Genomic DNA, 23,024 nt, shown 5'->3' with positions numbered 1-23,024 from the left:
GGTGGTCTTCGGCCGCGCGTTGTGCGCGGCCGGGGGCTCTCCCCCCGCCGCCTCAGACCTGGGTGCGGCTCCACTGCTGGTTGTTGCCGCTGCCGCAGGTGTACTGCTGGATGTCGGCGCCGTCGCCGGTGCCGGAGTCGACGACGTCGAGGCACTTGCCGCTGTGCCGTGCGACGATCCGGTAGTAGCTGCCGGTGGCCTGCCACTGCCACTGCTGGTTCGTGCCGCCGCCGCAGGTGTACTGGATGACGTTGGCGCCGTCGGCGGTGGAGCCGCTCGCCACGTCCAGGCACTTGCCGCTGTTCCTGTTGACGATGCGGAAGTAGCCGCCGCCGGCGTCCTGGAACTGCCACGCCTGGTTGCCGCCGCCGTTCCACGTCCACTGCTTGACCTCGGCGTTGTCCGCGGTGGAGGCCGACACGACGTCCATCACCTTGCCGCTGTTGCGGTTGGTCACGCGGTAGTCCGGCGCCGAGCCGGGCACGTCCGCGACCGGCAGGATCGTGCCGTGGCGGCAACCGGGGCAGGTGATCTGGCTCAGCCCCGACCAGGTGCTCAGGTTCGTGCTGGTGGCCGTCCAGATGCCGCCGTTGGTGTACTTGTCGACCCAGATGCGCCAGGAGCCGTCGGCCATCTGCAGCACCGCCGGTCCTTCGTAGCCCGAGCTCCACAACCGGCCCTGGTCGGCCCAGCCACTGGTGAGGCTCGTGCTGGTCCAGTGCTCGATGTACTTGGTGGTCTCGTTCTTGGTGAAGGCGTGGTAGGTGCCGCCGGACTTCACCACGTAGGTGTCGATGTGGTTGAAGCCGAGGCCGCCCATCTGCGCCGGTGCGCTCCAGGACGTCAGCGCGTCGTTCTGCGCGGTGAAGACGTAGGGGCGGAAGCAGTCGGAGCACGTGGTGCGGGAGATGCTCACGATGATCCGGACGGTGCCGCCCTCGACGTAGAACTCGGGGGCCCAGGTGAACCGCGTGTCCGCGATGCCGGAGTCGACGCCGGCCACGTGCGTCCAGTGGACCAGGTCGGGGCTGGAGGCGATGTTGAAGTACGTCGAGTTCGTGGTCCACGACTGGACGGTGTGGGCGACGTAGTACAACCCGTTGTGCCGGATGATGCTGGGGTCGCGCAGCACGCCGGACGGGCCGCGGTAGTTCGTGTCGGCCAGCACGCTGAAGTTCGTGCCGTTGGTCGACGAGTAGACCCAGAGCTCCTGGTCGGCGGCGGCGTCGCCCTTGAACGTCGTGTAGACGTAGCCGGAGGCGGCCTGCGCGGGTGACGTGACGGCGACCGCGGTGCCGGCGGCGACGAGCGCCAGGACGGAGAGTCGGGCCAGCCAGTGCCTGACCTTCAGCTGTGGGGTCACGGGTGATCTCCTGGTCGTGGGACGGAGCCGCGCGGCGGCGACCGACCTCGGGGGCCGTGCGGTGTCAGCGTGGACAGCGAGGTGTTCCAGGGAGGACCGCCAGCGAGGGATCGCGGGCGACCGGGAACCGGCGTGCGGCCCTGCCCGGACCCGACCGTCGTGCTCGGGAGACCGGTCACTCGGGCAGCGGACCGTGCCGACGGCCGCCGGGCTTCCCGCGGGCCGACCGGTTCGTCGTGCGAGGGCGTTCGCGACCTACGTCGACGCGGAGACGGGGCCGACCGCGCTCGAGGCGCCGCGAACCGGCGCCTGCGCGTCCTGGGCGATGCGTCCGCCGCGGGAAGGTGAAGAGTTCATCGTTGATCTCCTCGGAAAGGTCGGCGTCTGCCGGACGGCCGGCCTGGGCACCGGCTCGGGTCGGTGGTTTCCAGCTGTGCACGGGACGCGCCGTCGTCATGACCGGGCGGTGACCGATCGGCGCGAGCACCGCGCCGCAGGTCGGAACACCGATGGCTCATCGGGGCCGTCCGACGCGACGTCGCCGCCGGACCGGCGTCGACAGCGCTCCGGTAGGCCTGGAGCCACAATGTTCGCGTTAACAATTAAAGTGGTCATAGTGTGCGAGCAAGCACACTGTGGTGTCAAGGCTGTGTCGTTTTTGATTACTTCTGATCACATGTGATCGTTTGGCCGCCTGGCGACCGAGTCGTTCCACTCCCGACAGTCGACGCGCCTGTCGTGAACCGGGTGCTCGGGCGTCGCGCGATCGCAAGGCAAGCGTCAGGTTCACTTCCGCGCCGTGGTGCCACGATCGTTGCCGGGTCGTGCGGTGGTGCACGGCCGTCGTCGATCACCGGGGGAGCGCGCTGTCGCGTCCGTGGAGCCGCGGTTGTCCGTGGCACGTCGTGGGTGGGACGCCGTGGCCTCCTCCGGACGCGCGGTCACCGACGTCGTGGTCGGGGAAGTCGACCACCGGCCGTCGTGACGGCCATCCCCGACGGGCAGGGGTCCGTGACGCTGCTCCTGATCTGCGACAGCTGCGGCCACGCCTACGAGGGGGACGGGCGCCTGCCCTGGATCACCCTGTGGACGGAGGCCACCGGCACGGGGTGGCGCGGCCGGGACCGCGCGATCGGCCCCCACCGCTGCACCCGTTGCCCGATGTGACGCGTGGTCCGTCCGGGGTCACCGCGCGGACGTCACCGCGATCTCGTCCGCGCCGAACGCCATCCCGCGCCGGTCGTGGTGCCCGCTTCGCCCGTGGGCCTGTGCGCGAGGTCCGTCATCGTGGTGGGAGTAACGCTCGCGTCCTGCGCGTCGATACCGTGAACAACGCTGTCACCTGCGGTGACAGCGCGGTGTGCCGGGAAGCCTGGTCGGCGATGTCGCTGAACGCCGCCCTCACACCGGAGTCACCTTTGAGACGTCCCTCCCCAGCCCACGTCGTCCTGGCCGTCCACATCACCTGCGCCGCGGCGAACTTCGTCCTCGCCGCGGCCTGGTCCAGCTGGGCCCTCGCAGCCACCGGCGCGGGCTGGACCCTCGTCGCCGCGGCCCTCGTCTCCGACCGCGAGCGATTAGGTCAGGACGAGTCGGAGACGAATGAGCCGGGAAGCGCCGGCTGAGGCACGGCGGTCAGAGCGAGGTGATCTCCATGGTGACGGCGGAGTAGGTGCTGGAGACCGTTCCCAAGCCTGCCGTGCACAGCAGCACGTCGACGGCCGGGCCGGTGATGACCTGGAGGACGGCGCTACCGGCGAACAGGCCCGAGGTGACCGTGCCGGTGCGGGTGACCACCAGGGCCGCACCCACGATGTCGACGGTGTAGTTGGACGAGATGGTCGAGGTCTGGCCGGTGTTCCACACGATGGTGAAGGTGAGCGACCCGCTGTTCAGCAGTTCGAGGCAGCCGAGTCCCGGCACGAGCGCGGAGACCGTGGTGGAGCCCGAGGTGACGGCGGGGTTGCTCAGCGACACGCACGGCCCGTACTGGGCTTTGATGCCGACGGTGACGTTCTGCGGGGCCAGGGTCAACGGCGGGGTGAAGGTGTCGTTCTGGCTGCTGGGCGCGGTGCAGGTCACGTCGAGCACTCCGGCCGACGCCGTCCCGGCCGCGCCGGACACGAGCAGTGCCAAGGCGCAGACCACAGCCGCCGCGGTGCGCAATGATGTGATCATCTTCGCTCTCCGTCCGGGCGGTGCTCGCGATCCCGGCATGGACCCGAGTACGCGCCGGCCACCAAGGCTGCCCCCATCCGGACTCCGGTGACAGGACCATACGGGCGACCCCGGCCCCCGTCGTACCGGTGCGAAGCCCGTGGCCGCCCCACGACTTCGAAGCGCTGGAGGTCAGTGCACCCAATCGCTCCACTGTGGACGGAAGATATTCCAATCTACCGCGAATCCGTTGTCACCGCCCGATCCACTCCGAGGATCGCCCCGGTCGAGCCCGCGATCGGCAAGACCGCGGTGTCCGGAGTGGACGCGATGAAGACTTGGGCCGGATCAGGACGAGTCGTTCGAGGACCGCAGACCGCGATCGACGAAGTCGATCATCCAGGTGAAGGTGTCGTCCACATCCACGTCGATCCGGAAGCCGCCGGCCGCTTCCAGCGTGGTGAACCCGTGCAGGATGGTGCGCACCATCCGCAGTGCGTGGATCTTCTCGCTGGGGTCGATCCGGTAACCGTGCAACATGGCCGCCCACGAGTCGAGCACCCGGTCGGCCGCCGCGACGAGCGGGCCGTCGGGCTCGGTCGGCCTGACCGCGTTGGCCGCCGCGTACCGACCGGGGTGTCCTCGCACGTACGACCTCATCGCCCGGGTGCCGGCGACCAAGGCGTCCCGGCCGGCCCGGCCCTGCGTCGCGTCGCGGATGGCGTCAGCGAGCTCGGTCATGGCCAGGACGGCGATGCGGTGGACCAGGTCGGCCTGGCTGGAGACGTGCTTGTAGAGCGAGGGCGTCTTGACCCCGAGCCGCTCGGCCAGCACGGCCATGCTGAGCCGGTCGAACCCGATCTCGTCCGCCAGCGCGGCGCCCACCTCGGTGATCAGCGCCGGCGTGAGTCCGGCCCTAGGCACGGGTCAGCGTCCTGGTCAGGAAGGGCAGGGCCAGCGCGAGGACCTCGTCCGGCGTCTGGACGTGCGGGTAGTGGCCGGCACCCTCGATGACCGCCAGCTCACCGAGACCCGCCGGCAGCGCGGCGACGATCCGCTCGCCCTCGGCGCGGGGGTAGGCCCAGTCCGGATCGGCGCTGCCCTCGATGACCAGGACCGGGCACCTGACCCCGGGCAGCCGCTCACCGGCGTCGGTCGGACTGCTCTTGGCCATGGCCCGCAGCGCGTCCATCCTGCCGGGCTCCTTCAACTTCGCCTCGATGCGCGCCAGTTCGCCGGGCCAATCGGCGGGCTTGACCGGTACCGCCAGGTCGAGGTACTTCTTCCAGCTCTCCACGCTTCCCCGCACGAGCACCTTCGCCAGCAGCGCGTACCCGGCCCGGAAGCGCTTCACCCGCACCAACCCGCCGAGGTCGATCGACTGCTTGCGGGTGAACGGCGCCAACTCGACGACACCGGCGACCAGCCCGGGCGCGGTGGCGGCCACGATGGTCGCGGCGCCACCGCTGATCGACTGACCGATGATCACGGCCGGACCGCCGAGACGACGCACGACGGCGATCAGGTCACCGGCGATGTCCGTCCGGCTGTAACCGTCCCAACCGAGGCTGGAGTCGCCGCAGCCGCGGAGGTCGACGTTCGCCACCCGGTAACCCCGCGCGACCAGCGCCGGGGCGAGGAAGCGGTAGGAGTGGCGGCTGTCCCCGATGCCGTGCGCCAGCACGACGAGGGGCCCCTCTCCGCTCACGTCGTAGGCGATGGTGTTGCCGCCGATGCTCAAGCGCTGGGTCATGGTGCCGCCTCAAGATAGCTAAGTCTGATAGCCGTAAAGCTACTCCCATTAGCCAACCTTGTCAAAGCCCTTCTCGCCGCGATGTTCAGGGGGAGGTCAAAGCGTCATTGCCCGCCGCGCCATCCGCAACGCGCGCCAGAGCTGACTTCGAAGGGGCTCACCGGGCAGGCAGCTCGATCCGCGCGGCCGTGACTCCTCGGCGGATCCCCGGGGTTCCGCGCCTTCGGGGCCGCGCAACCGAATCAGTGTCCGTTGTGGACTTTCAGGCCGTCGGTAGCGGTGTGCCGTGGGTCGGCCGGAGACCGTCGAGGGCGATGCGCAGTTGCCTCTTCCACGCACCCTCGCCGTGATCGCCCACCAGTTGCACGGTGTGGCTCAACGTGGCCAGGAGCAGCGCCAAGTCACCGGTCGTCGCGTCGGCGCGCAGCACCCCGGCTTCCTGGGCGCGGGCGCGCAGGTCGTCGAGCACGGGGTGCAGCAGGTGCGTGCAACCGGATGCCGGGCCGCTCCAGCTGTGGCCGTACGCCTCCACGACGGCCCGGTGGCACGCCTGCTTCGCCAGCGCTTGCTCGTAGAACCCCTCCAGCGCGGCCCGCGGGTCGTCGGTGGCGGCGGCGGCCTCGCGCGCCGCGCCCGCCCAGGCGGTGAACTCGCGGTCGAGGACCGTGCCGAGGAGTTCCTCCTTGGTCGGGAAGTGCCGGTAGAGGGTGCCCATGCCCACGCCGCTGCGCTGGGCGATCTCCCGGACGTCCACGGCGCTGCCCTGCTCGGCGAGCACCTCGGCGGCGGCCTCGATGATCGCGGCCCGGTTGCGCTCGGCATCGGCGCGGAGCGGTCGTCGGGGCGACGTGTCGGTGGCCACGCCGCCAGCATAGCCGTCCGCGCACACTATTCGGAGCACCTGCTCCGCTTGTGCTAGCGTCAAGAGGAGCAAGCGCTCCGCTTCGACCACCGAGGATGCACATGACCACGCCCGCGCGCAGCGCCGTCGACACCGCGCCCCTGTTCCGCCCCTTCTCCACCGGCTCGCTCAACCTGCCGAACCGCGTCGTGATGGCCCCCATGACCAGGCAGTTCTCCCCAGGCGGCATCCCTGGTGAGAACGTGGCCGACTACTACGGCCGGCGGGCCGCAGGCGGCGTGGGCCTGATCGTCACCGAGGGCACCTACGTCGGGCACCCGAGCGCCGGGGCGAGCGCCGACGTGCCGCGCTTCCACGGCGAGGACGCGCTGGCGGGTTGGGCGCGCGTCGTGGAACGGGTGCACGCCGAGGGCGGCCGGATCGTGCCGCAGCTGTGGCACGTGGGCGCGGCTCGCACGCCCGGCAGCCCGCCCGTGCCGGAGGCCCCCGTGTTCACCCCGTCCGGCTTGAAGCTGGACGGCACCCCGATCGGCGAGGCCGGCCCGGTGCCGACGACCACCGACCTGGAGGGCGTCGTCACCGCGTTCGCGGAGGCCGCCGCGTCCGCGCAACGGCTGGGCTTCGACGGCGTGGAGCTGCACGGAGCCCACGGCTACCTGCTCGACAACTTCCTGTGGGAGGTCACCAACCGGCGCACCGACGCCTACGGCGGCAGCGCGGTCGCCCGGACCCGCCTGGTGGCCGAGGTCGTGGCCGCGGTGCGCGCCGCGACGTCGCCCGACTTCCCGGTCATCCTGCGCCTGTCGCAGTGGAAGCCCGGCGCGTACGACGCCAAGCTGGCGCACACGCCGCAGGAGCTGGAGTCGATCCTGACGCCGCTGGCGGAAGCCGGGGTGGACGTCTTCCACGGCTCGACGCGCCGCTACTGGCAGCCCGAGTTCGAGGGCTCCGAGCTGAACTTCGCTGGCTGGATCAAGAAGATCACCGGCCGACCCACCATCTCCGTGGGCTCGGTCGGCCTGGACGGCGAGTTCCTGGCCACCTTGGGCGGGCAGACCCCCTCGCCCACGGGCATCGACCAGCTCGTGGAGCGCCTGGCCGCGGACGAGTTCGACCTGATCGCCGTCGGCCGTGCGCTGCTGGCCGACCCCGAGTGGGCCCGCAAGGTCGAGAAGGGCGACGTGCAGGGCGTCACACCGTTCACCCGGGACGCGCTGACCTCCCTGGTCTGACCGAACGCCCGAGCGGGCCGCCCGCACCACGAGGTTTCGGGCGGCCCGGTCGTTCGCTCACCGGCAGGCCACCAGGCCATTGGCGGCCGTTGGACGCGGTTTGGCGCATCGGGAGTCGGCGTCCCGAAAACCTGTTGACCGGCGGTCGGCAGGCTGAACATCATGGCCGACATGCAGCAGTGACCAGTGACGCCCGGAGAGGCCCACGGCGGGTTCGAGCAACTCCCCGCCGCGCTCCGGCGTGCCGCTCGAAGCGCGCACCGCGTGATCGGTGCGGGCCGCACACCACTGGTCCGAGGCGATGCACCGCGCCACGCCTCCTGCACGAGCACTGGAGTCCAGGGAAACCATGAGCGAACTCCGCCGTACCGTCCTGCCCGCCGAACGTCCCGGGTCCGGCACCGACCGCGAAGCCCTGTGGGTGGTCGACGACCTCGGTCTGCCCGCTGTCCGCGCACCGAGGACGCCTGTCCGCGAACGCATCCACGTCCCGCTGCGCGAACGCGATCGGCGGCGGATGTTCGAGGGCGACGAGCACGTCCACGGTCCGTCATCCGGCCGCGGCCGCCACGCCGCCGGGCAAGGCCGCGTTCGAGCCCGGCGGGAGCGGCACCTGGGCAACGGGGCCCGGTACGCCGTGCTCCGCGCTCGACTGCGGGGCCGAGGTCGCCGTCGGCTGTGAACGGCTGTCACCCTTCTCGGGCGCAGACGACCTGATCAACGCCCCGTCGCGGGCATTGGGGGAGGAGACTCGCGTTGCAGGCTGTGGACTGGGCAACCGTTGAGGTGGCGACCGAACGGTTCGTGCTGCGACCGTGGCGGGAGAGCGACCTCGACGTGCTGGCGGAAGCCGCGACCGATCCCTACATCACCTCGATCACGACGGTCCCCGCCACGTACACGACCGAAGCGGGACATGCCTTCCTCCGGCGGATGACCGAGCTGTCGACCGGCGGCGTCACGGTGCCACGAGCGATCGCGGACCGGGTCACCGGCACGGTCGTCGGACACATCAGCCTGCGCCTGCGCGATCTCGACCTCGGCCGGGTCGGGCTCGGCTATTGGGTTCTCCCGTCGGCGCGCGGCCGGGGCGTGGCCCGCGAGGCCGTGGCCGGGCTCACCGACTGGGCGTTGAACCAGCTCGGCAGTTGGCGGGTCGAGCTGTGCGTCGAGCCGTGGAACGAACCGTCGAAGCGGGTGGCGCTGAGCGCGGGGTTCGTTCGGGAAGGCCTGCTGCGCAGCTGGCAGGTCATGGGCGGACGCCGTTCCGACGTGGAAATGTTCTCCCGCACCCGCCCGCTCCCACCCGGGCTGCCCCAGATCCGATGACACCCGAGAAGGAGTTCCACACCCTCCCCCCGTACTCACCACTCTCGAGGCCGTGAGCGCGGCGCGGAAGGGGACGACCATGTGGTGGTTGGCTCTCCCATGTCGCCACCGGTGTACCGGGGGCAGCTGCCGGGCGGCTCAGTACTTCGCCATGAAGTAGTAGCCCTGTGTGTCGTGCAGGCAGTAGGACCCCTGTGGGTAGACCTCGGCCCAGTGCTCGTCGATGACGGCCTGCTTCCACGCCACGCACTCGGACTCGTCGGCCCAGTAGCCGTTCACCTCGAACCCGGCGGCGTACGCGGGCGGGGCGGCGAGTACGGCCGCGCCCAGGATGACCGCGAGGGTGAGCAGGCGACGTGGCATGGGAACCTCCGGCACGGTGACAGGGAACCTGACGATAAGCAGTGACTGAACCCTGCGGACATCAGCCGGACGTGTGCCGACAGGATGCCGTCACCCCCCACCGCCATCCGGGTGCATGGGTCGTGCCTGCCGAGGTTGTCGTCCGTGCAATTTGGGCGACGCGCTGGTACTGGCTGAGAACGCCGACCGGTCGTTGCCGTCGGCGGATGTCGAGGTGGGCTTGTGGTGAAGTGCCGTAGTGCGCCAACGGTCGCGGCCGGGCGTGCAGGTTCCCATCGGCTCCACACCGATCGACGTACTGGGGAGCTCCGGTGCAGGCGGCTTGGGCACAGGATGGCCGAAGTACGGGCACCTACTCGCATGTGACGTAGACCATGGGCGACACGAGGCTCGACGGACTGCAGCGTCGGCGGGAGCATTCGCTGGTCGCTCCTGCAGGTCCGCGAGAGGTAATCACATACGGTGTCGACGATCACACCATGATCGTTTGCTTCCGAATCTCGACCCACGACAGCAGAACAGCCCGCCGGTGATGATCACCGACGGGCCGTCTGACCTGCATGTATTCCTGGTGGACGATACTGGGATTGAACCAGTGACCCCTACTGCGTCAACGTACATTGCCGTCTGCTCTGACCTGCGGAAACAAGCCTTCAGCAGGTTGCTTGGGTGCAGTTGACCGTGGTTGGGAGCCGTTGGATGCGGTTGGACGCAGCCGACGGCTCCCATTTTGCTCCCACAGCGCTGCTCCCAGGCGGTCGCTCGTACGTTGGTGCACGGGCGGCCGCGCAGACCAAGTCGTGCGTTGGAACGTCCGCTTCTGCCGAGATCCGTGCGCCAATCCGCCCATGACATCGGGCGGGCGCCGTTGACGGTCGCCGAGCCGCGGGGCTGATGAGCCGCGGACTCAACGCCTCGGAACCGTTCGACCAATCGCGATACGGGGGCCACGCGCCGTGCGGGCCAGGATCTTGGCGGGAGATCCCTCATCACCACACCTACGGGGCTCCGCGACGCGACAGCTTGTCCAGGTCGCGCACGCAGAAACCGTGGTGTGCCCATTCCTCGTTGAGCACCGTGCCGAGGCATTGCCGCACGCGCCGGCCCTTGGCATACGGGGGCCATCCGTCGTCGTCCGGCACCGGCGCGGGCTTGGTGAGCTGCTCGGGTGTGACCTCGGCCAGCCACGCCTCGATCTCCGACGCCTGCCGATCGCGCACGGTGAGCACTTCGTCGAGACTCGGCCGGGCGGACCTGTCCAGCCCCAGCCCTTCCTGATCCGGCACGAACGGAGATGCCAGTCCCATCGCCGTGAACGGCTCGGTCAGCCCGAGTACGCAGCGCCGAAACCACGAGTCGTGCACGAAGACGAGATGACGCAGAGTCTCGACCATCGACCACTCGCCGTCGACGCCGAGATGCTCGCTGCCCTTGGCCATCGACCGGGCCCGCTCGGTAGTCGTCGTCCACGCCTTCCGCAGCTGTCGCCAGGCCTCGCGCAGGTCGGCCGGTTCATCGGAACGGATCAGCAGCCGCACCGGGTGCCGGCGGTCGAGCTCCGCCTCGACGTAGGACATCACCTCCACGCCGTTGACCACCAGGTTGGTGACCAATCCGTCGATCTCAACGTCCTGCATGACCACGCCGACCAGCCGCGCCCTGCTCAGGTCGCACTCGCGGAACTCCGCGCCCGTGAGGTCTTCGTCGTTGAAGCGTCGCATGCGGACAGACTAAAGCCGCACCGCACGCACACAGGCGAATAGGCCATCGCCCGGCGGCGCATCCAACGCACCATGCCACAACCACGCGCGGGAACCGCGATCTCGACCGCGCCGGGCTCACACGCTCGCTCATGCCGCAGGCCGTGCGTCCTGCTGGTCCGGCGGCTGTGCCGCGTCGGTCTCGGCTGGGGTGCTCGCTTGATCGCCACCAGTAGGCGTGGGTTGGCCCCGACTCTGGGGCGCGCTGGTGGAGTAGATGAGGTCCGCGGGGAGCGAAGTGACCGTGGGCGGCCGTGGTCGCTTGTTCGCGGCCGGGTGTCGGTGGCCGGAAGGATTCGTCGGCTGCTCGGTGTTCGGATGACCACACTTGGTGTCGCGAGCTGCGTATGTGGTCGCTTGTGTTCGAGGTTTGTCGCAGGTGCGGTTGAGTGCTGTTACCTGCGGTTTCGTGCCGTTGGGTGCAGCTGCAGACGTCTCTGAGGACTTCTACTGTGTCAACGTACATCGCCATCTGCTCTGACCTGCGGAAACAAGCCTTCAGCAGGCTGTGTGGCTGCAGTTGACCGTGATTGGAAGCCGTTGGATGCGGTTGGGCACGTCCTGCGGCTCCCAATCTGCTCCCAGACGGTGCGGGTGGGGCGGGTGATCGCCGACAAGGCCTACACCCACCCAGGCACGCGCACGGCGTTACGACAGCGACGGATCAAGGCCACCATTCCCGAACGCGTCGATCAGATCGCCCGCCGCAAGGCCAAGGGCTCGGCCGGTGGCAGGCCACCGGCCTTCGACCCCGACCTCTACAAGCTTCGCAACGTGGTCGAGCGTTGCTTCAACCGACTCAAGCAGTTCCGTGGGCTGGCAACCCGGTTCGCGAAACGAGCCGCCTACCACCGCTCCGAGATCGTCCTCGCCTGCATCGTCCTTCACCTCAGATGAAGATCCGCAGGACAGGCCCTAGGCGACCGCGTTATCGAAGCACGACCCGGTGCGGCTTGCCGACCGACCAACCCCGCTCGCGGGGGAGACTCGGGGGCGACACCCCACACGTCGATCAACGCCGGACCACCCCCGCTCACGCGAAGAAGACAGCTGCTACCTCCGCGAGTGCACCGCCAGCCGGGTCGATGTCGTGCAGGTGCCAGCGCAGCCGGCTGCGCATGCGCACCATCTCCCCGACCAGGTCCTCCCGGTGGTCGAGCAGCATCTTCACGCTGCGTGCCTCGGTGCCGGGGACCGCGGCGGGGAGGTGCTCGGCCAGGGCCTCGCGGGCGCAGGCCAGGGCGTCGATGGGGTCGGACTTGCCCGAGGCGCGGACCTTCCTGCGGTAGTCCGAGCTCATCCGGGTGGGTACCCACACCACGTCCTCACCGGCGGCGAGCAGGAAGCGCACGAACCCGCCCGCGACGTGCCGGACGTCCTCCACCGCCCACGTCCGCCGCTGGAACCGGCTCGCCCACGACAGCAGGTTCTTGAACCCGCGTGGTCGTGCCGGGGAGTCGCGCAGTTCGAGCTGACGGCCGTTGCCGTCGACCGCGACGGCGACCAGGACGTCCTTGTGCGGATCGACACCGATGACGACCATGCGACGGCTCTCCAGGTTCCGTGATCAGGGACGACAAGGTGGCCAGGCCGGTGGACATGCCTCAATCAGGGGACGGACCCCCGCTCCGATCAAGCCACACCGGTCGGCCGGACACGGCGGTGGGCGACATGACAGGACCTCGTCAACCTCCCGGCGACAGCACGGAAACGAGTCAACCCACCACCGGGGCGGTACTGCACCACACCAGCAGCTCGTCGACCACCGATTTGACCACCGTCAGGCGACAGCACGGGAATGAGTCAACCCACCGCCGAGTCGTGACCCACCACGAAGGCGGCTCCACAGACTGACGTTGGAGCGACAGGACATCTCCGCCGCCGGGAAGCGCGCGGGCATCGAGAAGGGAGGCCGCAGTGGGCTGTGGACCGACATAGTGGCGGGCCTTCGCCTACTACGACCGGCGCTCGTCGTCGTGGAGAACGTCGCTGCGCTTCGCCGGCGCGGGGAGGACTCCACCGCGTACTCGGAGACCTGGCCGAAGCGCGGCATGGGCGTAGCGTCCGCGCCGCCGATGTCGGAGCCGCTCACCGCCGGGGAGCGGGTGTTCCTGGTCGCCTGGCTCCGCGTGCCCCGCCCCGATCGCGCAGGCGTGGATGCCGCCGACCGCGTACGACGGCTCGTCCAACGGTGTCGGAGCCGCGAGCACCCAGGGCGGCCCGTTTGGAGCCGGCAGCTAGCACTCCTGGCGCTCGCGATGTGGCCTGGATCTGTCAAGGCTCGGTAGACCGAGGCGACCGAAGGGTGGCTCCTCCCGCACCCCCTGCGCGTAGGCCGTCGAGCCGTCCCGGCACACGACCTCGACTCGCGGATGCGTCCGCAGTCGACCGACCACCACTTCGGCACCGCCTCCGGGCGGCACGTCGATCCGTGCGCCGTGTCGGCGTCGATCACCACGGTGGCGTAGTCATGACGCCTGCGCAGGGAGAAGTCATCGATCCCCGGTACCCGCGGCACCGCGCGATCCGGTAACGGGATGCCCAGCAGGAACCGCACTGCGTGTCCCTCGCGACCGAGATCCCGATCACCGACAGCAATCGGACGGAGGCCCTGCAGGCCACCCGCGCACGACACCGCGGACCTGCTCATCGAGCCGGACGGTGCGTCGTTGGCATCGGTCGAACAAGCCCGGCACCTGCTCCCGGAACGTCTGGCGGGTGCATTTTGTGAGAGGGCAACGCATCCGCCGGATCCGCGACCTCGCCAGCACCTGGCGTCCGTCGACCGGCACATCCGCGGGGACCCGCTCATCGAAGGCGTGAACCCGGCCCGTAGGCGAACCACAAGTAGGACACGCCCCTGGACGATGCCCGGACCACGATCACATCGCCAGCGTCCTCGACATCCTCGATCGACAGCGCCGAAAACCCCGAGAACACCACCCCGACCAGAATCGCCATCCCGGCCGTAGCCGATCATGACGGCCCCGCTCCGCCACAGCCTGGGGCCCACCGCATCACCACCGGAAGTGCGCCAGAGCCGATTGCGGGATGGATCCTCGTTCAGCCCTGCGACCGTGGTCGGAGTGCAAGATCACGCCGGGCTCGGCGGGCGGGTTGGGGAGCGTGTGGTGGGGTGAGGCTGTCGGTTCGATGGTGGTGAACCGGCGCGAGCTCGTCGTCCAGGTGGTTGCCAGCTGCCGGGCGTCCACTGTGAGTGGGTCGACTGTGCTGTCCGGGTGATGGGCGGTTCAGTCGTTGCGATTACTCCGTTCGGCCCTGTGTCTGTGTGTTCCGCGTTGGTTAGCGTCGCTTCTGCTGCACGCCGGGTGACTTGATGATCATCGGAGGGTGACGGTCCTCGGCCTGCGAACCAGGGGGGTTCATGCGTCCGCAGTGTGGCGTCAGCCTGCTCTCACGACTGTTGATCTTGTTTTCGGTGACCGCTCTGGTGGTGGTGGGTCTGCCCGCCGGGCCGCCGATCAGCGGGCCTGGTCAGTTGCCTGAACTGGGACTTTCGGGTTTGTGGAGATCGGTGGCGGGGTGGTTGTCGCCTGGTGCGGCGGAGGCCGCGCCCGCGGACCCGCCGCCGAGTGGTTCGGCGGTGAAGTCGCCGAAGCGGTTGCGGGAGTTGGAGGATCGGCGGACGCCGTCGATGCGGGTGTTCCAGCTGTCCAACGGTGAGTTCGAGGCTGAGGTGTCGGCTCGGCCGGAGTCCTTCCGGGACGGGCAGGGCCGGTGGCAGCGGGTAGACACCAAGGTGCGGGAGTCCGGGAAGGACGGTTACCGCTTCGGCAACGACAGCAACGCGTTCGGCAGCGCGTTCGGTGAGCGCACGGACCGATTGGTGCGGTTCCAGGCCGGTGACCGGCACATCGCGATGGGTGTGGACGCCGAGGCGCGGTCGGTCGAGCCGAAGGTGGACGGCAGCCGGGTGGTGTACCCGGGCGTGTTCGACGGCGCCGACCTGGCCTATGCCGTGACGGGGGAGGCGCTGAAGGAGGAGATCGTCCTCAACAAGGTTCCCGAGGACGCCACGTATCGGTTCACGTTGCAGTTGGGTGGTGTGACGGCGCGGGCGCTGCCTGATGGCGCGATCGGGTTCTTCCCGAACGAGGCCGTGGACGGTCCGCCGTTGTTCACGATGCCGAAGCCGTTCATGTTCGACGGTGCGCAGGACCGCAAGTCGCCGCATGGTCGGGCGTGGAGTGACAAGGTCACGCAGACGGTGGAGCAGCAGGGTTCGAAGATCACCGTGTCGCTGAAGGCGGACCGGGGGTGGTTGGCGGAGGCGGGCCGGAAGTTCCCGGTGACGATCGATCCGACGGTGAAGTTGCAGCCGACGCCGACGACGGGTCAGGACGTGCAGATCTGGTCGGACACGCCGGATCGCAACGACGGGTCGAGCTACCAGTTGTCGGTGGGCACCGACCCCTGGGGCAAGGCGCGCAGCCTGCTGAAGTTCGACACGTCGGTGGTGCCGGCGGGGACGAGCCTGTCATCGGCGAAGCTGCGGTTGTACTACGACAGCGAGTTGGGGACCGGCGCGAACAACAACGTGCACGAGGTGCGCCGGGTGACCACCGCGTGGTCGGAGGACACGGCGACCTGGAACAAGGTCAACGCGGCGTTCGCCGAGGCGGGGTTGTCGACGGCGACCAAGCAGGCGAACGTGGGCCACGTCTGGCACGAGTGGGACGTGCGCAACATCGCCCAGTCCTGGGTGTCGGGTTCGGCGGCGAACCACGGCGTGATGGTCAAGTCGACCGACGAGACCCTGAACCGGGGTGGTGCGATCTACCAGGCGGCGGAGTTCGCCTACAACGGTGAGATCGAGAACAGTCCGAAGCTGGTGCTGACCTACGGTCGGCCGAGTGCGGACTTGAAGTACCCGACGAAGATCTACGCGACGGGCGCGGAGCTGAACTGGGGCGCCTACCCGGACCCGGACCCGAACAACGCGGCCGACGACGTGGTGGAGTACCAGGTGCACCGGTCGGTGTTCCAGGCGTTCACCCCGTCGGCGTCGACGTTGATCGCGCCGCTGGCGCCCAGGACGACGTCGTTCACGGACACCACGGCGAGGCCGACGCCGGCGGACTCGGCGGACCCGTTCGGCAACGCCTACTACTACATGGTCGCGGTGAAGACCCGGGACGGGCAGGTCATCCCGGGGCCGACGCAGGTCACGCGGCTGCCGAAGGCCGGTCTGATCACGCAGGTGTTCCACGGCGGTGCGAGCGACACGACCTTGTCGTCCAACCGACCGGACGCGAACCTGGACGCCATCGGCGGCCAGCCCTGGTTGATGGTGGGCAACAACTCCACGACCTACGGCCGCACGCGCGCGGTGGTGAAGTGGAACGACCTGTCGGCGATCCCGGCGGGTGCGCGGGTCGTGGACGCGGACCTGATGTTGTGGGGGTTCTTCTCCGAGGGCGGGGGCGCGACGTTCGACGGCCACCCGTTGACCAGGGGGTTCGTGGAGAACCAGGCGACGTGGAACCGGGCGTCGACCGCGGCGGCGTGGAGCGCGCCGGGCGGTGACATCGGTGCTTCCGCGGACCAGGTCGTGGGCATCCCGAACGACCCGAACTGGCACATCTGGGAGAACGCGGGCCTGGTGCAGGGCTGGGTGGACAACCCGGCGTCGAACAACGGGTTCGAGGTGAAGCTGCGCGACGAGGCCGGCCCGCAGCAGCGGGTGCTGTTCCTGTCGGACGAGGCGACCGAGCCGCAGCTGCGGCCGAACCTCGTGGTGACGTACACGCAGCCCACGGCGGAGATGACGTACTACGCGCCGGACACGCCGTCGTTGCGGATGATCCCCGGTGACGAGTACACGGTCCCGGTGTCCGTCACGAACTCGACGACGTCGACGTGGCGTGCGGCGGACCAGGTGCTGTCCTACCGGTGGAACCTGCCGGACGGCACGGATGCCACCACCGGTGGGAACCGGTTGGAGACCGCGCTGCCCGCGGATGTCCTGCCGGGCGGGACGGTGACGGTGCAGGCGAAGGTCAAGACGCCGATCCAGAGCGACGCGGGCAACAAGCGCGAGCAGTTCGTGCTGAACTGGGACCTGCGCAACAAGACCACCGGCACGTGGCTGTCCGCGACGGGCGGGGTTCCGGCGTTGGCGCAGAACGTCACGGTGGAGGACCCGACGTCGGATCAGCTGGGGTTGGAGAAGTTCTACTCCTACGCGGGCAAGGCCACGGGCAGCGGTTCGAACGTGCTGGTCAACCAGTTCGCGGGCAACGCGGTGTTCTCCTACGACGCGTTCACCAACCCCGGTCGGGGGCTGAACTCGTTCGTGCGGATGACGTACAACAGCATGGACACCTCGGCCACGTCGCTGGGGCAGGGGTGGTCGCTGGCGGCGTCGGGCGTGACGCGGTTGGGTGCGTACCTGGAGCTGCACCCGAAGGGTCAGGACTACCCGTCGCGGATCACGTTGCCCGACGGTGACGGAACGTCGCACACGTTCGAGCTGAACAAGAACGGCAGCACCGACCCGGCACGGTGGACCTACGACAAGCCGGCGGGCGTGCACCTGTACGTGCAGCGGGACGGGGCGGCGGACAAGTCGCGGCGCTGGAGGATGACCCGTCCGGACCGCACCGAGTTCCTGTTCGACGACGAGGGCTGGCTCACGGCCGTCAAGGATCGCAACGGCAACGAGCAGCGGTTCACCTACACCGAGCGCAAGTCCAACAACCAGCCGCGCAAGTTCCTCGCCTACGTCAACGACCCGTCCGGCCGCCAGGTGCTGACCCTGGACTACTTCGAGAAGGGCGAGACCAACAATCCGAAGATCATCGACAACGTCCAGTCGATCAAGGACGTCTCGGGTCGCACGATCACCTTCTCCTACGATGACAAGGGCCTGTTGACCCAGTTCGTCGACGGTGCGGGCACCCCGCAGGCCAAGACGTTCGGGTTCACCTACGACGCCACGCAGGGCAACAAGAACGTCAAGCTGGTCAAGATCACCGATCCGCGGCAGAACGCCACCGACCTGGCCTACTACACCGCGCCGGTGGACCCGAAGGACAAGTGGAAGCTCCAGACCGTCACCGACCGGCTCCGGTTCACGACCACCTTCGCGTACGCCGATCCGGACGGTTCCGTGGGTTCCGAGGTCGAGTCGACGGTGACCGATGCCGAGAACCACGTCTCCAAGTACCGGATCGACGGCTACGGACGCCCGCTGCGCACCACGAACGCCAAGGCCCAGACCACGACGCTGGAGTGGGATGCCGACAACAACGTCACCAAGCTGACCGAGGACAACGGCGCGATCTCGACGTGGGCCTACGACCAGAAGACGGGCTACCCGACGTCCGTCCGCGACGCGGAAGCGGTGGCGAACAACTGGCCCGCCACGACGATGGGGTACCAGACGTCGTTGAACGGCCACGTCGGCGAGCTGACCTCCAAGGTGTCGCCGGAGGGCCGCTCCTGGGCGTTCGGTTACGACAGCAGGGGAAACCTGACGTCGGTCACGGACCCGAAGGGTGTGCCGACCCCGGCTCCCGACGACTACCGGTCGGTCTACACCTACGACCAGTTCGGCCAACTGCAGACTTCGGTGGATGCCAACGAGAACACCACCACGTTCTCGGAGTTCGACCCGACGGGCTACCCGAAGAAGACGACCGACCCGTACAACAACGTCACGACCAACGTCTACGACCTTCGGGGCAACGTCACGTCGGTGATCGATGCGCTGGGCAAGGCGAGCACGATCACCTACGACGTGTTCGGCCGCCCACTGGAGAGCAGGACGCCGAAGGACCAGTCCGCAGGCCTGTTCATCACGACGCCGGCTCCGGTCTACGACGCGAACGACAACGTCACCCAGTCCACGTCGCCCACCGGGGCGGTGTCGACGGCGACGTACGACAACGCGGACCAGTTGCTCGCCACCACGGCGCCGAAGGACACGCCGACCGGTCCTGAGCGCAAGGTCGGCTTCACGTACGACAAGGTGGGCAACCTCAAGACCGAGACGCAGCCGCTCGGCAACCTGACGCCGACCGACCCGAACGACTACGTCACCAGGTACGACTACGACGAGCTCTACCAGCTGATCGCGGCCACCGACGCGGCCAACAGCAAGATCACGTACACGTACGACCGCGTCGGCAACATGATCACCGTGGTGGACCCCCGCAAGAACGCGACCGCGGACACCGCCGACTACACCACGAAATTCGCCTACGACCTCAACCACCGTGCGGTCGACACCACCGATGCCGCGGGCAAGGTCGTGCACGTCGGCTTCGACAAGGACGGCAACGTCACCACGAAGCGCGACCAGGAGAACAACACCACCACGCTGGTGTACGACGAGCGCGCCAAGCTCGTCGAGGCGCGCGTTCCCCACAAGCAAGGCGTCACGCGCGTGACGAAGTTCGAGTACGACGAGGTCGGGAACTCCACCCGCGTCATCTCCCCGCGCGGCGTCGAGACGACCGACGACCCGGACGACTTCGTCGCGCAGACCGCGTACGACAAGCTGAACCGTCCGATCGAGAAGCTCACGCCGTTCGACAAGGACGACACGCGGCACAAGACCGCGGACAAGACGACCTACACCTACGACGAGGTCGGCAGGATCAAGGAAGTCAGCGCGCCGCCTTCGGCCGGGCAGGTCGTCCGCAACGTCACCAGGTACTCCTACTTCGACACCGGCTGGGTGCGCACGTCCACCGATCCGTGGGACATCATCACCACCCACGACTACACCCCGTTGGGGCAGCAGGCTTCGCGCACTCTGACGTCCGCGGGCGGGTCGTCCGGCCGCACGATGACGTGGGACTACTTCCCGGACGGCAAGCTGAAGTCGCGTTCGGACAGCGGTGTGCCGGTCGGCCTGCACGTGGCGCTGACCGACAACTCCGACGCCGGTTTCATCTCGCTGACGGGCAACTGGTCCACCACGTCGACGGGCACGGCCTTCCAAGGGTACGACTACCGCAGCACCGCCCGTGGCACCGGTGCCACCACGTTCTCGTGGAAGCCGGTCATCCCGCAGGACGGCGGCTACGAGGTGTTCGTCAAGTACCCGAAGGACGTCCCGGGCGCGGCGACCAACGCGCAGTACAAGGTCGAGACCGGCACTGCCACGTCGACGGTCCCGGTGAACCAGGCGCAGCGCGGCGGCGAGTGGGTCAGCATCGGCACCTTCACGTTCACCGCCGGCACCGCCGCCAAGGTGACGGTGTCCGACAGCGCCGACGGCACGGTGCTCGCCGACGCGGTGAAGCTGGTGCGCAACAACGCCTCCGAGCCCGACAACGAGTCCAAGACGTTCGGCCAGTCCTATGACGCCAACGGCAACCTCACGTCGCTGACCGACTCGTCACCGGGCGCGAAGATCGACTCGTACGCGTTGGCCTACAACGGGCTGAACCAGCTGACGAAGGTCGAGGAGAAGCTGGCCTCGGCGACCAAGAACACCACCACGTTCTCCTACAACGAGAACGGCGCCCCGCTGACCCGCGGTCACGACAAGCAGTCCTCGCAGTTCTCCTACGACCCGCGCGACCTGGTCGAGTGGGTGAAGAACACGGAGGTCGGCGGCACGCCGAAGGTGACCTCGTACAGCTACACCGACCGCGGCCAGGTCAAGGAGGAGACCAAGCCCAACGGCAACAAGGTCGTCTACGGCTACCACCAGGACGGCGCCCTCGCGTCCCAGGTGGAGTCGAAGTCCGGCGGCGCGCTGGTGGCCCAGCACGTGATCGACTACAACGCGAACGGCCACCGGACCAAGGACACGTCGAAGGTCCAGAACGCGGACAACGCCGCGGCCTACCTGGACGAGGTGCGCGAGTACACCTACGACCCGCTCGACCGCATCCGCAACCTGACCAAGAAGTCGGCCGCGGGAGCGGTGCTGGAGACCGAGGACTACGTCCACGACGCGAACAACAACGTCACCTCGCAGACCATCGAGGGCAAGACGACGACGTTCGACTACGACCGCAACCGGCTGCTGTCGGCCTCGGTGTCGGGCACGACCGCGGCCTACAACTACGACCCGTTCGGCCGCCTCGACTCCGTCACCTCAGCCGGCCAGATCGTCGAGTCGTACAAGTACGACGGGTTCGACCGGACCGTCGAGCACCGCACGCAGGTGGACAGCGGTGGGTTGAAGACGACCAACTACACCTACGACCCGCTCGACCGCACGTCGTCGAGGACCGACGACGGCAAGACGACCGACTTCGCCTACCTCGGCCTGTCCGACAAGGTCGTCTCCGAGACGATCGCGGGCCAGCTGCAGCGCACGTACCAGTACAACTCGTTCGGGCAGCGGCTCACCCAGATCAAGAAGGACACCGACGGCACCGGTCCCGAGGTCGCCGAGGACTCCTACTACGGCTACAACCCGCACACCGACGTCGAGACAGTGACGAAGGCCGACGGCAACACTCGCGCGACGTACGGGTACACGGCGTACGGCAAGGACGACAAGGAGGCGTTCACCGGCATCGACAAGCCGGACGTGCAGCAGCCGGGCAAGCAGCCGTTCAACTTCTACCGCTACAACGGCAAGCGCTTCGACCCGTCGTCCGGCTCGTACGACATGGGCTTCCGCGACTACAACCCCGGCCTCAACCGGTTCACGACGCGGGACATGTACAACGGCGCGCTGGCCGACCTGAGCCTGGACAGCGACCCGTTCACCGGCAACCGGTACGCCTTCACCAGTGGCAACCCGATCAGCCGGATCGAGTTGGACGGGCACGACTGGTTCGACGACTACATGAACATGATCACCACCCCGGCGCCCGCGCCGAGTGGTGACAGCGTGCCGCTGCCCCTGGGCGGATCGGCCGACATGCGCCCGCCGACGCCCGCGCCTGCCGTTCAGGACGCGAAGCTGCAGAACATCGTCAAGGACATCTACGCCAAGCCGACCGTCGCCTCGGTGCAGAAGCGCGGCACCACCGGAGACGCGCTGCGGTACGAGCTGCAGACCGGCCAGCAGCTCGGGGCTCAGCAGAACCGGTGGCACTACGACGAGGCGGCGAGGCAGTTCAACCAGCTCTCGAGCTGGTTGGAGGACGTCCGCAAGGTGGAGGCGAACATCGCCGCGGGCAAGGGAGGCACGATGCCCAGCGCGGATGACATCAAGATCGCCAGGGCGGAAGCCGCTGACCTGTGGGACGCTCTGACCACCAAGGACACCGGTGGCAAGGTGGTCGACGAGATCAGGAAGGCCGACACGGCCGGCAACCGAAACTTCCGGAACAACATGGAAAACGCGATGAAGAGGTCGGCGGTCGCCGACATCACCGGCGCCACCTTCGAGTCCGGTCACGGTGGCAGGCCCGTCTTCAAGGGCGGGTACCCGCGGTTCCTCAACGGCGCGGGTAATGTGCTCGGGATCCTGGGTTTCGGTGTGGCCGCCTACAACCGTGGTGTCGAAAGCGCGTTCATCGAGACGTTCGACGTCACCGGGGTCGTGGGCGACTACATGCGCATGCAGGCGTGCGCGTCCGATCCGAACTGCGGAACCGCGTGAGGAAGAAAGTTCATGCACGAGCAGCAGGACGACTGGGTGCGGCTCCACCTACCGGGTGGGCCGTCGGTCCCGGTCCGCAAAGGCAGCCCGGTGGAGGCGGTGTTCGGCGATCGTCAGGCCACCGCGTCCCCGCCGTGGAGGATGCAGTGGAGCGTCGGGTTCCTCGCGGACTTCCTCTGGATGGCCCTGCCCGAATGCCGGCCGTTCCTCGCGGAGCGGATCAGGGCCGAGGTCGAGGACGCGATCGACCTCGACCGGGAGCTGCAGCCCCTCGGGCCGCTCGACATCGCCGGCGACGTGCTGTGGTACCCGCTGATCCAGCCGGCGCTCGACGCCGATCCGATGGACGAGGAGCGGGTGGCACGGCTGCTGCGGGCCGTGCGCGAGGCGTTCGCCCTGGAGCCGCCCGCGTGGGAGGACAGCAGGTACGGCTTGCGCGTGGGCGTGCTGGAGAACCTTGACGTGCCCCAGTACATCTCGACCGTGGAGCGGATCGACCCGGCCCTGTTCGTGATGATCAGGAACGAGATCGGTTCTTAGCGCGGTGTGGCGGGGCGGGCCCGGCGGCGCGGGCCCTCCCCCCGGCGGGGGGGGGGGGACCACCCGAGCGGGTTTAGAGAGTTGCGCAGGCATTGCTTTTTGGGGTGATTGGTCCGTGATGGG

At 68.6% G+C, this 23,024-nt stretch carries 17 protein-coding genes and 2 pseudogenes; 9 read left to right on the top strand and 10 right to left on the bottom strand.

The genetic code is table 11. From position 1 onward, the window contains the following. Positions 1 to 52 precede the first annotated feature (52 nt). Positions 53 to 1,363 carry an RICIN domain-containing protein gene (locus tag AB0G02_RS08300; protein ID WP_360791240.1) on the bottom strand — a complete coding sequence of 437 codons (1,311 nt, stop codon included), beginning with the start codon at positions 1,361 to 1,363 and terminating at the stop codon, positions 53 to 55. 981 nt (positions 1,364 to 2,344) lie between these two features. On the opposite strand from AB0G02_RS08300, the gene AB0G02_RS08295 reads away from it, so the two are divergent. Both AB0G02_RS08295 and AB0G02_RS08290 read left to right on the top strand, forming a co-directional pair. Further along, a complete protein-coding gene (locus AB0G02_RS08295; protein ID WP_360791237.1) occupies positions 2,345 to 2,530 on the top strand; it encodes a hypothetical protein in 186 nt (61 codons plus the stop codon). A 158-nt stretch (positions 2,531 to 2,688) separates the two neighbouring features. After that, positions 2,689 to 2,988, top strand: coding sequence for a hypothetical protein (locus AB0G02_RS08290; protein WP_360791234.1), 300 nt, complete (start codon positions 2,689 to 2,691; stop codon positions 2,986 to 2,988). Positions 2,989 to 2,998: 10 nt separating this feature from the next. Here the strand turns inward: AB0G02_RS08290 and AB0G02_RS08285 are convergent, their stop codons facing one another. From AB0G02_RS08285 to AB0G02_RS08270, 4 genes are all read right to left on the bottom strand, one after another. Then, a complete protein-coding gene (locus AB0G02_RS08285) occupies positions 2,999 to 3,541 on the bottom strand; it encodes a hypothetical protein (RefSeq protein WP_360791231.1) in 543 nt (180 codons plus the stop codon). A gap of 327 nt (positions 3,542 to 3,868) precedes the next feature. Continuing rightward, the gene (locus tag AB0G02_RS08280) at positions 3,869 to 4,444 is read right to left on the bottom strand and encodes a TetR/AcrR family transcriptional regulator (RefSeq protein ID WP_360791228.1); all 576 of its coding nucleotides are present in this window, start codon (positions 4,442 to 4,444) and stop codon (positions 3,869 to 3,871) included. Further along, positions 4,437 to 5,273: an alpha/beta hydrolase gene (locus tag AB0G02_RS08275; protein WP_360791225.1), complete on the bottom strand. Its 837-nt coding sequence runs from the start codon at positions 5,271 to 5,273 to the stop codon at positions 4,437 to 4,439. Before AB0G02_RS08275 ends, AB0G02_RS08280 begins: the two co-directional genes overlap by 8 nt. A gap of 262 nt (positions 5,274 to 5,535) precedes the next feature. Further along, entirely contained in the window at positions 5,536 to 6,135 is a 600-nt protein-coding gene (locus AB0G02_RS08270) for a helix-turn-helix domain-containing protein (RefSeq protein WP_360791222.1), read from the bottom strand. A 101-nt stretch (positions 6,136 to 6,236) separates the two neighbouring features. Here AB0G02_RS08270 and AB0G02_RS08265 point away from each other — a divergent pair, with 101 nt between their 5' ends. The 3 genes from AB0G02_RS08265 (at position 6,237) to AB0G02_RS08255 (ending at position 8,696) form a co-directional block, all read left to right on the top strand. Further along, positions 6,237 to 7,367 carry an NADH:flavin oxidoreductase gene (locus AB0G02_RS08265; RefSeq protein WP_360791219.1) on the top strand — a complete coding sequence of 377 codons (1,131 nt, stop codon included), beginning with the start codon at positions 6,237 to 6,239 and terminating at the stop codon, positions 7,365 to 7,367. A 349-nt stretch (positions 7,368 to 7,716) separates the two neighbouring features. After that, a complete protein-coding gene (locus AB0G02_RS08260; protein WP_360791216.1) occupies positions 7,717 to 8,049 on the top strand; it encodes a hypothetical protein in 333 nt (110 codons plus the stop codon). 104 nt (positions 8,050 to 8,153) lie between these two features. Further along, positions 8,154 to 8,696 carry a GNAT family protein gene (locus tag AB0G02_RS08255; RefSeq protein WP_360791213.1) on the top strand — a complete coding sequence of 181 codons (543 nt, stop codon included), beginning with the start codon at positions 8,154 to 8,156 and terminating at the stop codon, positions 8,694 to 8,696. Positions 8,697 to 8,834: 138 nt separating this feature from the next. Here AB0G02_RS08255 and AB0G02_RS08250 read toward each other — a convergent pair whose 3' ends face one another. Together AB0G02_RS08250 and AB0G02_RS08245 are read right to left on the bottom strand one after the other, a co-directional pair. Then, on the bottom strand, positions 8,835 to 9,059 hold the full coding sequence (locus AB0G02_RS08250) for a hypothetical protein (protein WP_360791210.1): 225 nt from the start codon (positions 9,057 to 9,059) through the stop codon (positions 8,835 to 8,837). Between the two features lie 998 nt (positions 9,060 to 10,057). Next, a complete protein-coding gene (locus AB0G02_RS08245) occupies positions 10,058 to 10,780 on the bottom strand; it encodes a DinB family protein (RefSeq protein WP_360791207.1) in 723 nt (240 codons plus the stop codon). Between the two features lie 639 nt (positions 10,781 to 11,419). On the opposite strand from AB0G02_RS08245, the pseudogene AB0G02_RS08240 reads away from it, so the two are divergent. Continuing rightward, positions 11,420 to 11,716: pseudogene (locus AB0G02_RS08240) on the top strand (transposase); the annotation flags it as partial. Positions 11,717 to 11,852: 136 nt separating this feature from the next. Here the strand turns inward: AB0G02_RS08240 and AB0G02_RS08235 are convergent. Then, complete coding sequence (locus tag AB0G02_RS08235) at positions 11,853 to 12,362, bottom strand: transposase (RefSeq protein ID WP_360791204.1); 510 nt, start codon at positions 12,360 to 12,362, stop codon at positions 11,853 to 11,855. A 313-nt stretch (positions 12,363 to 12,675) separates the two neighbouring features. Here AB0G02_RS08235 and AB0G02_RS08230 point away from each other — a divergent pair, with 313 nt between their 5' ends. Next, entirely contained in the window at positions 12,676 to 13,107 is a 432-nt protein-coding gene (locus AB0G02_RS08230; protein WP_360791201.1) for a DNA cytosine methyltransferase, read from the top strand. A 297-nt stretch (positions 13,108 to 13,404) separates the two neighbouring features. Here the strand turns inward: AB0G02_RS08230 and AB0G02_RS08225 are convergent. Beyond that, positions 13,405 to 13,626, bottom strand: a pseudogene (locus tag AB0G02_RS08225) (ISL3 family transposase); the annotation flags it as partial. 1 nt (position 13,627) lies between these two features. Further along, positions 13,628 to 13,780 (bottom strand): hypothetical protein, encoded by a 153-nt coding sequence (locus AB0G02_RS08220; protein ID WP_360791198.1) that lies wholly within the window; start codon positions 13,778 to 13,780, stop codon positions 13,628 to 13,630. 574 nt (positions 13,781 to 14,354) lie between these two features. Between AB0G02_RS08220 and AB0G02_RS08215 the strand changes: the two genes are divergently transcribed. Next, a complete protein-coding gene (locus AB0G02_RS08215; protein WP_360791195.1) occupies positions 14,355 to 22,361 on the top strand; it encodes a DNRLRE domain-containing protein in 8,007 nt (2,668 codons plus the stop codon). A gap of 12 nt (positions 22,362 to 22,373) precedes the next feature. Beyond that, complete coding sequence (locus AB0G02_RS08210) at positions 22,374 to 22,901, top strand: hypothetical protein (protein WP_360791192.1); 528 nt, start codon at positions 22,374 to 22,376, stop codon at positions 22,899 to 22,901. Positions 22,902 to 23,024 lie beyond the last annotated feature (123 nt).

It is taken from the genome of Actinosynnema sp. NPDC023658, assembly GCF_040639995.1.
GTDB lineage: Bacteria > Actinomycetota > Actinomycetes > Mycobacteriales > Pseudonocardiaceae > Actinosynnema.
The sequence above is the reverse complement of the archived record's forward strand: the minus strand, read 5'-3'. Positions and strand labels throughout refer to the sequence as shown.